This is a genomic window from Rhodococcus sp. KRD162 (assembly GCF_017168335.1).
Lineage (GTDB): Bacteria > Actinomycetota > Actinomycetes > Mycobacteriales > Mycobacteriaceae > Rhodococcoides.
In genome coordinates this window covers 314,629-329,391 of the sequence record NZ_JABFAU010000011.1, presented here as the reverse complement: position 1 = coordinate 329,391, position 14,763 = coordinate 314,629, and the positions used below count along the sequence as shown (strand labels likewise).

Genomic DNA, 14,763 nt, shown 5'->3' with positions numbered 1-14,763 from the left:
CATTCGCAGATCGGGTGTTGCGGCGGTTGTTACGCCTCGCTCCAGGCTGTGCCGCCGCCCCGACGCATCGGAGTGTGCGGAATTCCGTCCTCGAGAACTTCCTCGCCGTCGGGCAGGAATCCGTGCTTGGCGTACATGTCGACGAGGTAACTCTGCGCGTTGATCCGGCACGGTGCCGAGCCGACCTCGGCGAGCGCTGCCCGCAGGATCCTCGTGGTGTGGCCCTGCCCTCTGGCCGAGCGCTGGGTGCAGAGTCGACCGATCCGGAAGGCCTTCTCCCCGTCGTCGTGCTCTTCGAGCAGACGAAGGGTGCACACCACTTCACCGTCACGTTCGAGCCAGAAGTGCCGCGTATCGGCGAGCAGGTCACGCCCGTCCAATTCCGGGTATGCGCACGCCTGCTCCACCACGAACACCTCGACGCGCAGCTTCAACAGGTCGTACAACGTGTTGTTGGACAGGTCTAGTGCCCATGATCGTTTGAGAGCTGCTGCTTGCGTATTCATACCTTTTGCTATCACACACCCGTGGGCTGTGCGACCTCACGCGTGTTTTCGAGCTGCAGAGTTTTCGACGTCCAGCTCCAGACCTCGTCGAACAGCGACCTGTTCTGGGCCAGCTCGACTCCCAACGACGGGACCATTTCCTTGAGCTTGGGCTGCCAGGAGTCGTACTTGTCACCGAAGCAGCGTTGCAGCACGTCCAGCATAGCCGGGACGGCGGTGGAAGCACCGGGCGATGCACCGAGCAGGCCGGCGATGGTGCCGTCCGCAGCATTGACCACTGCGGTGCCGAACTCGAGCACGCCGCCGCGCCCCTTCTTGCGGATGACCTGAACGCGCTGGCCGGCGGTGACGAGTTCCCAATCCTTCGCTACCACTGTGGGTGCGAACTCCCGAAGCGTCTCCACTCGATCTGCCTGCGACTGCGCCAGCTCGCTGACCAGGTACTTGACGAGTCCGAGCTCGGTCACACCGACACCGAGCATCGACATCAGGTTGCCGGGCTTGACCGAACCGGGCAGGTCGGTGACCTTGCCCTGCTTGAGGAACTTGGGCGACCAGCCGGCGTAGGGGCCGAACAACAGGCCCTGACGGCCGTTGATGACACGAGTGTCCAAGTGCGGCACCGACATCGGCGGAGCGCCGACCGAGGCCTTGCCGTATACCTTTGCCGAATGTTGAGCGATCAGCTCGGGGTTGGTGCAGCGCAGCCACTCGCCGCTGACCGGGAAGCCACCGAATCCCTTGATCTCCGCGATACCGGACTTCTGCAACAGGTGCAGTGCCCCACCGCCCGCCCCGACGAACACGAACTTGGCGTTGACGGTCTTCTTCGCGCCGGTCCGCTGGTTGACGACCTTGACATCCCAGGTGCCGTCGGACTGCTTGGAGATATTGCGCACATCGTGCCCGAAATGCACGGTGCTGCCCGCCGAGGACAGGTAATTGAGCAGCTGCCTGGTGAGCGCTCCGAAATCGACGTCGGTGCCGTCCTGGCTCCAGTTCAACGCCACCGGATCGGAGAAGTCACGACCGCGAGCCATCAACGGCAACCGCTTCGAGAATTCGTCCTTCGAGTCGATGTACTCCATCCCCGCGAACAGGGGGTTGCCCACGAGCGCCTCGTAGCGCGCGCGCAGGTACTCGGCGTTGTCCGCCCCGTGCACGAAGCTCACATGCGGAATGGGGTTGATGAAGTTCTTGGCATCGGAGAGCACACCTTCTTCGATGCCGTGCGCCCAGAATTGCCGCGAGACCTGGAACTGCTCGTTGACCTTGAGCGCCTTGGTGATGTCGACGCTGCCGTCCTTGTTCTGCGGCGTGTAGTTCAGTTCACACAGCGCCGAGTGGCCGGTGCCCGCGTTGTTCCACGCGTCGCTGCTCTCGGCTGCAGCAGCATCGAGGCGCTCGTAGACGTCGATCGACCAGTTCGGTTCGAGCTGACGGAGCAGCGCACCGAGGGTGGCGCTCATGATTCCGGCACCGACCAGAACGACGTCGGTCTTGATCCGCTTACCCTGCTCTTCGTTTGACACTGGAGAATCGACTTCCTTGTCTGTGGAGGTCTCGATCGGAGAACTCAGCTGTGTAGAGGGCTACTGACCCGATGCGGACAGGTTACTAGCTGGGCCTACCCCGTCGGACACCACGTCAACCCGAGATCGATTGTGCTCCTCGGACGCAGCGAACGGCGCCCACTACAGTTGTGATCTGTGACTACCTGGGTGCCCGATGTCCTCGGCGACGGCTACGAACAGACGACCATTGCACTCGGAGACGATCCGGATGGAGAAGGGCAGGTCGAGGCCACTCTCGTTCGGTATCAACCGCCCGGAGCAGCCAACGTCGAGCGCGCGGTCGTCTACGTCCACGGGTTCACCGACTACTTTTTCCAGCGACACATCGCCGAGCACTTCGCGGCGATGGGATATGCCTTCTACGCGCTGGACCTACGCAAGTGCGGCCGCTCACGCCGCGAAGGCCAGACCGCTCACTTCGTGACAGATCTGGCAATGTACGACGCCGAACTCGACGAGGCTCTGCGGCTGGTGCGCACCGAGCGCCCACAGGCCCCGGTACTGCTGATGGCCCACTCCACGGGCGGCCTCGTTCTGCCGCTGTGGCTCGCCCGCCTCAACCGCCGGACAGGCGGTACCGCCGGCCTCGGCCTGAGCGGGGTGGTGCTCAACAGCCCGTGGTTCGACCTGCAGGGACCACCCGCCGTTCGCAGCGTAGGTACCGCGGCGATCGACGTGATCGGGCGTCTTCGGTCCAAGACGAAGGTCCCCGGCACCGGCCTCGACACCTACGGTCTCTCGCTCGCCGCGTCGGAGAAGGGTGAGTGGGAGTACAACCTCGATTGGAAGCCGCTGTCCGGCTTCCCGATCACCTTCGGCTGGATTCGCGCTGTTCGTCGCGGGCACGCCGAACTGCACCGAGGCCTCGACATCGGTATTCCCTCGTTGATTCTCCGCTCGAAAGTAACGCACTTCTCCCGCCGCTACAGCTCGGCCGTCGACGCTGCGGACGCCGTTCTGGACGTTCGGCAGATCGCACGCTGGGCCGGCTGCCTCGGCGATCGCACCACGATCGTTCCGATCGAGGGAGCACGGCACGATGTGTTTCTGTCCACCGAAGGGCCTCGCGCACGGGCCTTCGAGGAAATGGACGAGTGGATCGAATGGTTGCACCGAAGCGAGAACTCCGGCCACGCGTCGGGCAAAGACCACAGTGAGAGCGGACACATTTCATGACAGAGCACTTCGACATCGCGATCATCGGCTCCGGATCAGGAAACTCCATCGCCGATTCGCGATTCGACGACAAGAAGATCGCTCTGCTCGAGGAGAATTCGACGTTCGGCGGCACCTGCCTCAACGTCGGCTGCATCCCCACCAAGATGTTCGTCTACGCCGCCGAAGTCGCCCGTACCGTGCGTGACTCGGCGAAGTACGGCGTCGATGCCCACGTCGATGCGGTGCGCTGGCCCGACATCGTCGACCGCGTCTTCGGTCGTATCGACCCCATCTCCGAGAGCGGAAAGAGCTACCGGGCCGAAGGCAGCCCCAACGTCACGCTCTTCGAGGGCCATGCGACGTTCGTCGGCCCCCGCACCATCGATACCGGCACCGGCGCCGTTATCACCGCAGACCAGATCGTCATCGCGGCCGGGTCCCGGCCGGTGGTGCCGCAGTCCATCGTCGATTCGGACGTCTCGTACCACACCAACGACGACGTGATGCGACTGCCGGAGCTTCCCGAGCATCTGGTAATTCTCGGATCCGGCTATATCGCAGCAGAATTCGCGCACGTGTTCTCCGCCCTCGGCTCGAAGGTCAGCATCATCGCGCGCAAGGGCGCGCTCCTGCGCGCGCTCGATGCCGACATCTCGCACCGGTTCACCGAGCTGGCCGCCGCGAAATGGGACGTCCACCTCGATTCCGGTGAGTCGACGGCGATCTCCGAGAACGGACTGCAGGGTGTGGTGCTCACGGACGGCACGAAGGTACTCGGCGACGCATTTCTCGTTGCTGTGGGCCGCGAACCGAACGGGGACCGTCTCGACCTGGGCACGGCCGGCATCGAACTGGACGCCGAGGGCCGCATCGTCGTCGACGAGTTCGGTCGTACTACGGCCGAAGGAGTGTTCGCCCTCGGTGACGTCTCGTCTCCGTACCAGCTCAAGCATGTGGCCAACCAGGAAGCCCGTGTCGTTCAGTACAACCTGCTCCAGGACGCGTGGCACGGCGACACCACGGCGTTGCGCGCCAACGATCATCGTTTCGTTCCCGCGGCCGTGTTCACCGATCCACAGATCGCCGAGGTGGGCATGACCGAGCAGCAGGCCCGCGGCGCCGGGCTGGACATCACGGTCAAGGTGCAGAACTACGGCGATGTCGCCTACGGCTGGGCCATGGAGGACAGCGAAGGCCTCTGCAAGATCATCGCCGAGAAGGGAACCGGGCGTATTCTCGGTGCCCACATCATCGGGGCCCAGGCTCCGACATTGATTCAGCCGATCATCCAGGCGATGAGCTTCGGACTATCGGCCCAGGACATGGCCCGTGGCCAGTACTGGATTCATCCCGGGCTGCCCGAGGTGGTCGAGAACGCGCTGCTCGGTCTCGAAGTGTAGGTCCGACCCACTCACCAGGGGCTGGTGCGGAGCGCGATTTCGGTGGCCAGTGCCGCCGCCGCATCAGCGGGGATGTTTTCCACTCCATCGAGCTGGACCACCCGGAAATCCGAGTAGGCGAACCGCCCGCTCGCGTCGGCCGGCGTCCGTCCGAGCGAGGACCCGATAACCAAGGTCGTCGGTATTTCGACGGCCGGGCAGTCGGCGGCGCGAACCACGCCCTGCTCGTCTGCGATGGCGGGGTGGCAGCGGTTCACGGCGATCAGGCTGGCGAATCGCCCGAAGGTTTTCGCGGCCAAGGTCCATGCCGATTCTGCACCCGCACCACTGCCGACCAGGTGCACCCAGGACAACTTCAGTTCGTCGAGAACGGCGAGGACGACCTCGTCGCTCACGCCGTCGATGCTTTCCAGCGCAACGGTTTTCAGGTCGGAGTTGTGAAGACGCTCGCTGACGGCGTCGTAGACGTCCACCGGATCATCGGCATCGGGAAGTAAAAGAACAGCGTGCCGACTGTCCGGGCCCGCGACTCGAACCGAACATTTCCCGCCCGCGGCACTCACATGCGTGAACTCCATGGGAACGACGGTACTGCCTCTTGCGCCGAACTCGTACCGGTTCTATGGTTAGTTACATGAGTAATGAACCATTGAGGCAAGTAACCGACCTGCTTCGGCGGCGGTTCTGATGGACGAGGGCAGGCCGATCTTCCTGCAGATCGCCGAGCTCGTCGAGAACTCCATCGTCGATGGCTCGCTGGCCGAGGAAGAGCAGGTCCCCTCGACCAACGAGCTCGCCGCGTTCCATCGCATCAATCCGGCGACGGCGGGCAAAGGTCTCGCGAAGCTCGTCGCCGATGGCGTCGTCTACAAGAAACGAGGAATCGGGATGTTCGTCACTGCAGGCGCTCGGGACGCTCTTCGATTCCGTCGCCGCGAGCTGTTCGCTCGCCAGTACATCGATCCGTTGGTCACCGAGGCACGCAAACTCGGCATGACCGTCGACGAACTCAAGACCATGCTCGACAACTGGGAGGAAGCACGATGAGCGTCCACACCCTCGACTCGATGGACGAACCCCGCACCATCGCTGCATCGACGACTCACCTGAGCAAGAACTTCGGCTCGTTCACCGCCGTCGACGATGTCAGTTTCGAGATCGAACAGAACAAGATCTACGGATTTCTCGGCCGCAACGGCGCGGGCAAAACCACCGTCATGCAGATGATGACAGCGCAGATGCGCCACAGCGCCGGTGAGATCTCGATATTCGGACAACGCCCATGGGAGAACCCGCGCGCTCTGGCTCACGTGTGCTTCGTCAAGGAAAGCCAGAAGTATCCCGACGATCTCAAGGTGAAAAGTGCCATCTCGCAGGCCTCGCACATACTTCCGCACTGGGACAGCGAGTTCGCCGCCGAACTACTACGCGATTTCGACCTACCACTCGGCCGCAAGATCAAAAAACTCTCACGAGGAATGACCTCGGCACTCGGCATCGTCATCGGACTGGCCTCGCGGGCACCACTGACATTCTTCGATGAGCCGTATCTGGGATTGGACGCCGTCTCGCGACACATGTTCTACGACAGATTGCTTGCCGACTACGCCGACAATCCCAGAACCGTCGTGCTGTCCACTCACCTCATCGACGAGGTGAGCGATCTGATCGAACACGTAATTCTCATCGACAAGGGCAAGATCGTGCTCGACGAGGACTCGGATTCCCTGCGCGAGAGCGCGTTCGAGATAACAGGGCCGGCACAGGCCGTCGACTCGTTCGCCTCGGGGCACCGAATACTGCACCGAACTGCGCTCGGCGCGAGCGCCCGCACCACCATCGACGGCCGATTGAACGAACGGCAGAAGACGGACGGTACCGCAGCAGGGCTGACCATCGAGGCCGTTCCGTTGCAGCAGTTGATCATCGAACGCACGACAGGCGACACCGAGGAGACAGTGTCATGAAGCGAATACTGAACGTAGCCCGCGTCCACAACACCTCATGGGCGACCACATTCACGTGGCCACTGGGGATCCTTGCGATAGTGTTCGCCATCACCTACGGCATCTTCCTGGTGGTACCGACGAGCAATTCCGACTCCACCTTCACCGGCGGCGTGTTCTCCGTGTACGGATTCGCCATCGCGTTCTACATCACCGCCATAACACAGTGCTTTCCCTACGCACTGAGCCTGAGTATCACCCGACGCGAATTCCTCAGCGCTACAGCCCTCGTGGGGATTACACAGTCGGTTGCGATCGGCACGATCGTGTATCTGCTGTCCTTGGTCGAGGCGGCGACCGGCGGATTCGGCAAGAACATCCGTATGTTCGGCCTCGCCCGATACGCGACCGACAATCCAGTCCTCCAATGGGCCGCCCTGGTGACAGGATTGTTGATGATCGGCGGAATCGGTGCCTTCATCGGCGTCGTCTATCGGCACTACCGTACGAACGGACTGTTCACGCTCGGTCTCGGCGCGCTCGTGGTCTTCGGCGGCGGAGCGATTCTCGTGACCTGGCAGAACTGGTGGCCGCACATCGGCAGCTTCTTCACCGACACGCCGCGGATCCTACTGCTGGTCGTCATCCCGTTGACCATCGCAGGCGTGTTGTCAGCCGCCAGTTGGTTCGGTTTGCTCAAAGCAACTGCGTGACAATCATCTCGACGCGACGGTCGACGCCGTTCTCGATGAGATCGAGTATTGCGTCGACGTCGAGATTGTCCTCCACGAGATCCGCCAGCAGATCCAACTGCTGCTCTCTGAGAGCCCTGACCGACGTAGCAGGTGCCACCACGAATCCGGTACGCCCGGACGCCTCTGCCACCCAGGAGAGCACGTGACGCCGGAAGCCGTCGGACTCGAGCAGACCGTGCCAGTGGGTGCCCACGACACTGCCGCGCACACTGCCCTCGTCAGCACCCGATGCCGATGACGACAACGGCCGGTCACCGTTCCGGGCAACGCGACCGTGATGAATTTCGTACCCTGCCACTGCGTCCGAGCCGAACTCGACCGAGAAGCCGTTCACCTGCGCGAGCACCTTCTCGTCCGCGAATTCGATGTCCAGATCGAGCAGGCCGAGCCCCTCGACCACACCGACACCCGACTCCACAGTGTCCGAGATGGTTCGGCCGAGCATCTGGTAGCCGCCGCAGATACCCAGCACCGGCCGACCCGCCGCGGCCCGCTCGGAAATGGCACGAGCAAGACCGGTGCGCCGCAACCACTCCAGATCCGAGACGGTGGACTTGCTGCCCGGGACGACCACCAGATCAGCATCCTCGAGCCGAGACGGCTCGGTGACCCAGTGCACCGACACACCCGGCTCGCAGGCCAGCGCCTCGACGTCGGTGGTGTTGGAAATTCGCGGCAACCGCACCGCCGCAACGCGTAGCCACTGCGACCCGACCGGCGGACGCGGCCTGCCCACCGGGGCATCGGGAACGGTGCCCAGCGAATCCTCGGCATCGAGCCACAGTCCGTCGGCGAACGGAACGACGCCGTACGTCGGCCGCCCGGTCAACGCGTGTAACTGATCGAGACCGGGAGCCAACAGAGCCGGGTCGCCTCGAAACTTGTTGATCACGAAGCCCGCAACGAGCGCCTGGTCTTCCTCGGACAGCACCGCCACGGTGCCGAACAGATGCGCGAGCACGCCCCCGCGATCGATATCTCCCACGACGATCACCGGCAGCGATGCCGCCGACGCCAAACCCATGTTGGCCAAGTCCGTCGCGCGCAGATTGATCTCGGCAGGCGAACCGGCCCCTTCACAGATCACCACGTCGAACTCTGCACGCAGAGAAGCCAACTCCTCGGCCACCACCGCCCGCAACGACCGCCGATGCTCGATGTAGTTGCTCGCATTCACCTGCGCCACCGCACGCCCGCGCACCAACAATTGCGAGGTCCGATCGCTGCCCGGCTTGAGCAACACCGGATTGAAACGCACACTCGGCTCCAGGCCGCAGGCCGCGGCCTGCATCGCCTGGGCTCGGCCGATCTCACCGCCGTCGAGCGTCACCACCGAGTTGTTGGACATGTTCTGCGCCTTGAACGGAGCTACCCGGACGCCCCGGCGAGCCAGCATGCGACACAGACCGGCAACCAACACACTCTTGCCCGCGTCGGACGTCGTCCCGGCAACGAGAAGTGCACCGCGCGGACTCACGGGAGAGTCAGAATCTCGCTACCCGTCTCGGTCACCACGAGCGTGTGCTCGAACTGCGCGGTCCATTTCCGATCACGGGTGACCACAGTCCAGCCGTCGTCCCACATCTCGGCGTCGATGCCGCCCAGGTTGATCATCGGTTCGATGGTGAACGTCATCCCCGGCTCGATGACCGTATCCACCGAGGGCTGGTCGTAGTGCAGCACGACGAGACCGTTGTGAAAGGTGGTGCCGATGCCGTGACCGGTGAAGTCCTCGACCACCCCGTAGCCGAACCGATGCGCATACGACTCGATGACCCGGCCGATCACGTTCAGTGCCCGACCCGGCTTCACCGCCTTGATGGCGCGCATCGTGGCCTCGTGCGTGCGCTCGACGAGCAGACGGGCTTCCTCGGAGACGTTGCCGGCCAGGAAGGTCGCGTTGGTGTCGCCGTGCACGCCGTCGATGTACGCGGTGACGTCGATGTTGACGATGTCACCGTCCTCGATCACCGTGGAGTCGGGGATGCCGTGGCAGATGACCTCGTTGAGCGAGGTGCAGCACGATTTGGGAAAACCCTTGTAACCCAACGTGGACGGGTATGCGCCGTGATCGATCATGTACTCGTGTGCGATCCGGTCCAGTTCGTCTGTGCTCACGCCGGGGGCGACCGCCCGGCCCGCTTCCTGAAGCGCTCGAGCAGCGATCTTCGACGCCAAGCGCATCTTCTCGATGACCTCGGGAGTCTGCACCCAGGGTTCGCTCCCCTCGGCAACCGTCGACTTCCACGCGTACTCGGGCCGCTCGATCGACTTCGGCACCGCAAGGACGGGCGAAACAACGCCTGGTACGAGTGGCTGGCGTGGCGTGCTCTCGGCGGTCACAGACATAAGCCCCACAGTAGTCGGCACCCGATCGGCTCCACGACGCAGCGCATCGATGCTCGATGCCGGCGAATCACCGTTCGTTGCAGCGGATATGATCTGGGTCACGTTCATACCCGAAGCGTCCCGCGCGAGGAAGGAAGCACCATGATTCACTCGAACCTGTTGCGACCTCGTGACGGTGATGCCCTGCGGGCCGAATTGCGCCAGGTAGCGGCGACATCCGGAGTCCCGGTGGTATTCGGCGGCGAGGTGTCCTCGAACACTCTGTACCTGAGCGAGTTCCACGGCACCAGAACGCGGGGTCTCGACGGACTCGCCATCGCGCCGAGATCAGGACTCGGCGGTCGGGTGATGGCGCAGCGCAGACCGGCTGCCGTGAGCGATTACGGCTCGTCGCTATCGATCACTCATCACTTCGACCGCCCCGTGCTCGGCGAGGGCCTCAAGTCGATTCTCGCGGTGCCGGTGGTCGTCGCCGGTGCCGCGCGGCTGGTGATGTACGCGGCGGTGCGCGAGCGCGGGCCCCTCGGCGATCGCGTCACGGACCTCATGACGACCGCCGCACGACGCCTCGGCCAGGAGATCGCCGTGCGCGACGAGGTCGACCGCAGAGTCCGCCTGTTGGAGACCACCGGATCGATGCTCGATTCGGATGCCTCGCGCACGGCCGAACTGCGCAGCGTCCACGAGGAGCTGGCCGATCTCGCTCGGTCGGTGGATGACGGGATCATTCGCCGCAGACTCGACGCGGTCGCGGCCCGTGTGGCGGCGTCGCTCGGCCAGGAAACACACCACGGCACGCGGGCCGAGGAGATGTCACCGTCGTTGACGCCACGCGAGATCGACGTGATCTCGCAAGTCGCACTGGGCTGCACCAACATCGAGGTGGGTCGCCGCCTGTCGATCGGTGCCGAAACGGTCAAGTCCTACCTGCGTAGCGTGATGCGCAAAACCGATTCGCACACCCGCTACGAGGCAGTGATGACCTGCCGACGACTCGGCCTGTTGAACTCCTGACCACGGGACATCGACTGCCCGCTCAGTATCCCGGCGGCAATTGCTCGAACAATTCCCTGGTCACTGCGACCGCGTTGTCCGAGCTTCCCCCGCGCACCACCAGGGTGGCGAAAGCGATATCGCCTCGGTAACCGACGAACCAGGAGTGCGAGCCGCCCTCGACCTCTGCCTCACCCGTCTTTCCGTAGACCTCCCCCTGATCTGCGATGCGCTCGGCGGTACCGCTGGTGACCACCGACCGCATCATCCCCCGCAGACCATCGACCATGGCCGGCTCGATCGGCGGATGATCGCCGGTGATCATGGTGTCTCGTCCGACCAGCAGATTCGGAACCGGCGTCGAACCGTGTGCCACCGTCGCGGCCGCCAGCGCCATACCGAAGGTGGACACCACCACCTTGCCCTGCCCGAAGCCGTCTTCGGTGCGCTGGACCAGTTCCTCGGCCGGGGGCACCGAACCCGAATCGGTCGGCAATCCGACGACGTCGTAGTCCGGTCCGACGCCGAACTGAGACGCGGCGACCGTCAACGCGTCCGGCGACATCTCACTGGCCAGCTTCGCGAACGAGGTATTGCACGAACGGGTGAACGCGGTGGTCATCGTCACGTCACCGAGTGAGAACTCGTTGTAATTGGGCACGCTGCGCTCGCCGATCACAATGCGGCCCGGGCACGGCACGGTACTGCCCGGGCCGGCAAGTCCGTTCGAGATGGCAGCGCCTGCAGTGATGATCTTGAACGTCGATCCGGGCGGGTAGAGGCCAGCGGACGCGACGGGCCCATCCCGGTCCGCGGCCGGATTCTGCGCCACCGCCAAAATGGCACCGGTCGACGGTTGAATGACCACCGTCATCGCCTGCTCCGAGCGAGCATTCACCGCTTTCTGGGCAGCGACCTGGACGTTGCGATCGAGACTGATCGAAAAGGAGGGCACGGGCTCCGGCGGAGTATCGGTGAGAACGTCGATGTCGATGCCGTTGCGGTTGGTGGTCACCACACTCCAGCCCGCCTTCCCGTCGACCTCGTCGATGACGGCCTTCTTGACCTGCCCGACCAGATCCGGAGCGAACGTCGGATCGGTGGACAACAGATCCGATTCGTCGGACGCAGTGACGCCAGGGATCTCGGTGACGGCGGCGGAGATGGGCTCGAAGTCGCTCTCGCGCAGAAGCGCGACCGGATAGTCGCCATCGACCGAGGTGGCCGACTCCACGATCGACTGTGCCGTGATCGATGCGTCGAAGGCAGTGAGCAACGATGCCAGTGCTGTTGCCGAGGCGACGACGTTGTTCGTGTTCGCCGCGTCGAACTTGATGCGATGCACCACGCCGGGCACCAGCACATCGGTGCCCGAACGCTCGTTCACGCGTGCGCGCGGAGCTGCCGTCGAGCGGAGCGACATCGTCTGGGTGTCGCCGAGCTTGGGATGTATGTCCGACGACGTCCAGCGGACCGCCCATTCACCCGCGGTGCGGCCCATGTTCAGTTGCCCGTCGTAGGTCCATACCCGGTCCTTCGGCAACTGCCACCGATAGGTATAGCCGACCGTGGCGGTGTCCCCGTCGACCTGCACCGAAGTCGTTTCCGCATCGAGAGCCTCGGCCTGCAGATTGGCCCACGTCTCGGTCAGCGCTGCGGCTGCCGCGTCGGGTTTGTCGGTGCGCGCAGCGGCAACTTGGATGTCCTTCGATTCGAAGGCGGCGAGAAATGCCTGAGCGGCCGGTTCCGGGCCGTCGGGCTTGGGAGTGCACCCGGCGAGCGAGGCGACCGCGACGGCTCCGATCGCGAGCAGCGCACACACTCTGTACCGCATATCGGTTGCACAAGGTGATCTCATCGAGACCCATCGTAATGGGGCAGCGGGCTACCGACGGCAACGAATCGCGGTTGGCGACAAGCCAATCGAGAAGCCCGGCGTCAATCCAGAAGCACGGTCGTGAAGGTCGCTACCTGAGTGAGACCGATCTTTGCGTACGCCCGCCGGGCGACGTAGTTGAAGCTGTTGACGTACAGGCTGGCGATGCGGCCATGCCGGACCACCGAGTTCACCACTGTCGCCGTGCCGGAGGCACCCAACCCGTGACCTCGCAGATCGGGATGAACCCACACTCCCTGAATTTGGCCGACCGACGCCGACTGTGATCCGATCTCGGCTTTGAACACCACTCGGCCGTCCTCGAATCGAGCCCAGGCACGCTGGGCTGCAATGAGACTGGCGATCCGACGTCGATAGCCCCGGCCGCCGTCGTTCATGCGCGGGTCGACTCCGACTTCCTCGATGAACATCGCCACGGCTGCCGTGAGATACGCATCGAGCTCGTCCGGACGAACGAGGCGGACCTGAGGATCTGCTGGAACGGACGAGCGAACCGACGTCGCCAACAGTGGCTGCTCACTACGGACCTCGCGAGCCGGGCCCCAGTCGGTCTCGAGCATCTCCCACAGCGGAAGTGTCAGTTCGGCTCTGCCGACCAGGGACGAACACAGCCGTGGGCCGCGGCACGCGCGATCGGCGAACGATCGAAGGTCGTCGGTGGATCCGAGCAGAGGGACGAGGTTCGCTCCGGAGAAGCACAACGATTCGTCCGGGCCACCCCTACTCCATAACTCACCGTGAAAAGACCTCGGATCGAGCCCGGATTCCTGCACCCGCGCCGCAACCATGCAGGTGGCTACCGGATCGGCGTCCAGCACCCGCAGCACGTGTGCGGCGTCTCGATTACCGAGAGGCTTCGCACCGAGGAGCTTGAGCACCTATGGACCTCCTGACCCACCTACCGCCTGCGCCCCGACCGAGCGTGTACCGAATCATTCCAGAGAACACGTCGTCTCGGTGGCGGAGCGGCAAACCGGACACCGATCAGATCGACTCCACTCAGCTGACCGTCACCACGGGAGCGCCACCGTCTGTGGTCTCGTCCTTGTCGAATTCCTCGGCAATGCGCATGGCCTCCTCGATCAGGGTTTCCACGATCTGCGCCTCGGGCACCGTCTTGATGACCTTGCCCTTGACGAAGATCTGGCCCTTACCGTTACCCGAGGCCACCCCGAGGTCTGCGTCACGCGCTTCTCCCGGCCCGTTGACGACGCATCCCATGACGGCGACGCGCAGCGGAATCTCCATGCCCTCCAGGCCTGCAGTGACCTCGTCGGCAAGGGTGTACACGTCGACCTGTGCCCGACCGCAGGACGGGCAGGACACGATCTCGAGCTTGCGCGGACGCAGATTGAGCGACTGCAGAATCTGGTTGCCGACCTTGATCTCCTCGGCAGGCGGGGCCGACAACGACACCCGAATCGTGTCGCCGATCCCGCGAGAGAGCAACGCCCCGAACGCCACCGAGGATTTGATGGTGCCCTGGAAGGCCGGCCCTGCCTCGGTGACACCGAGGTGCAGCGGGTAGTCACACTGCGCAGCGAGCTGCTCGTAGGCGGCGACCATGACCACCGGGTCGTTGTGTTTGACGGAGATCTTGATGTCGCCGAACCCGTGTTCCTCGAACAGCCCGGCCTCCCACAGCGCCGATTCGACGAGAGCCTCGGGGGTGGCCTTGCCGTACTTCTTCATCAGCCTGGGATCGAGCGAGCCCGCATTCACGCCGATACGGATCGGGATGTTGGCGTCGCCGGCAGCCTTGGCGACCTCCTTGACGCGGCCGTCGAACTCCTTGATGTTGCCGGGGTTGACGCGCACCGCGGCGCAGCCTGCATCGATTGCGGCGAAGATGTACTTGGGCTGGAAGTGGATGTCGGCGATCACCGGGATCTGACTCTTCTTGGCGATGATCGACAACGCGTCCGCATCGTCCTGTGTGGGGCATGCCACACGCACGATGTCGCAACCCGATGCCGTCAGCTCGGCGATCTGCTGCAACGTGGCGTTGATGTCATGAGTTTTGGTGGTGCACATCGATTGCACCGAGATAGGACTGTCGCTACCTACTCCCACCGATCCGACCTGGAGCTGCCTGGTCTTTCGACGTGGCGCGAGTACGGGCACCGGCGGTGCCGGCATTCCCAATCCGACTGACACGGTCACAGTGGCCTTCTTTCGTCGCTAC

14 protein-coding genes are annotated in these 14,763 nt (G+C 63.9%); 6 read left to right on the top strand and 8 right to left on the bottom strand.

Annotated elements, in window-relative coordinates:
• Nucleotides 1-29: 29 nt before the first annotated feature.
• The gene (locus J1M87_RS16075) at nt 30-506 is read right to left on the bottom strand and encodes a GNAT family N-acetyltransferase (protein ID WP_206490450.1); all 477 of its coding nucleotides are present in this window, start codon (nt 504-506) and stop codon (nt 30-32) included.
• A gap of 11 nt (nt 507-517) precedes the next feature.
• On the bottom strand, nt 518-2,038 hold the full coding sequence (mqo, locus tag J1M87_RS16070; RefSeq protein WP_206490448.1) for a malate dehydrogenase (quinone): 1,521 nt from the start codon (nt 2,036-2,038) through the stop codon (nt 518-520).
• 177 nt (nt 2,039-2,215) lie between these two features.
• Between mqo and J1M87_RS16065 the strand changes: the two genes are divergently transcribed.
• Nucleotides 2,216-3,256 carry an alpha/beta hydrolase gene (locus J1M87_RS16065; protein WP_206490447.1) on the top strand — a complete coding sequence of 347 codons (1,041 nt, stop codon included), beginning with the start codon at nt 2,216-2,218 and terminating at the stop codon, nt 3,254-3,256.
• Entirely contained in the window at nt 3,253-4,638 is a 1,386-nt protein-coding gene (gene mtr / locus J1M87_RS16060) for a mycothione reductase (RefSeq protein WP_206490445.1), read from the top strand. Before J1M87_RS16065 ends, mtr begins: the two co-directional genes overlap by 4 nt.
• A gap of 11 nt (nt 4,639-4,649) precedes the next feature.
• On the opposite strand, the gene J1M87_RS16055 is transcribed toward mtr, so the two are convergent.
• Nucleotides 4,650-5,216, bottom strand: a complete 567-nt coding sequence (locus J1M87_RS16055; RefSeq protein ID WP_206490443.1) for an alpha/beta hydrolase — start codon at nt 5,214-5,216, stop codon at nt 4,650-4,652.
• A 106-nt stretch (nt 5,217-5,322) separates the two neighbouring features.
• On the opposite strand from J1M87_RS16055, the gene J1M87_RS16050 reads away from it, so the two are divergent.
• The 3 genes from J1M87_RS16050 to J1M87_RS16040 are packed head-to-tail and all read left to right on the top strand — an operon-like array spanning nt 5,323 to nt 7,297.
• A complete protein-coding gene (locus J1M87_RS16050; RefSeq protein ID WP_206490652.1) occupies nt 5,323-5,685 on the top strand; it encodes a GntR family transcriptional regulator in 363 nt (120 codons plus the stop codon).
• Complete coding sequence (locus J1M87_RS16045; RefSeq protein ID WP_206490441.1) at nt 5,682-6,605, top strand: ABC transporter ATP-binding protein; 924 nt, start codon at nt 5,682-5,684, stop codon at nt 6,603-6,605. Before J1M87_RS16050 ends, J1M87_RS16045 begins: the two co-directional genes overlap by 4 nt.
• Entirely contained in the window at nt 6,602-7,297 is a 696-nt protein-coding gene (locus J1M87_RS16040; protein ID WP_206490439.1) for an ABC transporter permease, read from the top strand. Before J1M87_RS16045 ends, J1M87_RS16040 begins: the two co-directional genes overlap by 4 nt.
• On the opposite strand, the gene J1M87_RS16035 is transcribed toward J1M87_RS16040, so the two are convergent.
• Both J1M87_RS16035 and map read right to left on the bottom strand, forming a co-directional pair.
• Complete coding sequence (locus J1M87_RS16035) at nt 7,281-8,816, bottom strand: cobyric acid synthase (protein ID WP_206490437.1); 1,536 nt, start codon at nt 8,814-8,816, stop codon at nt 7,281-7,283. The genes J1M87_RS16040 and J1M87_RS16035 overlap by 17 nt on opposite strands.
• Nucleotides 8,813-9,688: a type I methionyl aminopeptidase gene (gene map, locus J1M87_RS16030; protein WP_206490435.1), complete on the bottom strand. Its 876-nt coding sequence runs from the start codon at nt 9,686-9,688 to the stop codon at nt 8,813-8,815. The genes J1M87_RS16035 and map overlap by 4 nt, the downstream gene beginning before the upstream one ends.
• A 141-nt stretch (nt 9,689-9,829) precedes the next feature.
• Between map and J1M87_RS16025 the strand changes: the two genes are divergently transcribed.
• Nucleotides 9,830-10,702, top strand: a complete 873-nt coding sequence (locus tag J1M87_RS16025) for a LuxR C-terminal-related transcriptional regulator (protein ID WP_206490433.1) — start codon at nt 9,830-9,832, stop codon at nt 10,700-10,702.
• Between the two features lie 22 nt (nt 10,703-10,724).
• Here the strand turns inward: J1M87_RS16025 and J1M87_RS16020 are convergent, their stop codons facing one another.
• The 3 genes from J1M87_RS16020 to ispG form a co-directional block, all read right to left on the bottom strand.
• Nucleotides 10,725-12,515 (bottom strand): penicillin-binding transpeptidase domain-containing protein, encoded by a 1,791-nt coding sequence (locus J1M87_RS16020; protein ID WP_206490651.1) that lies wholly within the window; start codon nt 12,513-12,515, stop codon nt 10,725-10,727.
• 104 nt (nt 12,516-12,619) lie between these two features.
• Nucleotides 12,620-13,456 carry a GNAT family N-acetyltransferase gene (locus J1M87_RS16015; protein ID WP_206490431.1) on the bottom strand — a complete coding sequence of 279 codons (837 nt, stop codon included), beginning with the start codon at nt 13,454-13,456 and terminating at the stop codon, nt 12,620-12,622.
• Between the two features lie 121 nt (nt 13,457-13,577).
• The gene (gene ispG / locus J1M87_RS16010) at nt 13,578-14,741 is read right to left on the bottom strand and encodes a flavodoxin-dependent (E)-4-hydroxy-3-methylbut-2-enyl-diphosphate synthase (RefSeq protein WP_206490429.1); all 1,164 of its coding nucleotides are present in this window, start codon (nt 14,739-14,741) and stop codon (nt 13,578-13,580) included.
• Nucleotides 14,742-14,763 lie beyond the last annotated feature (22 nt).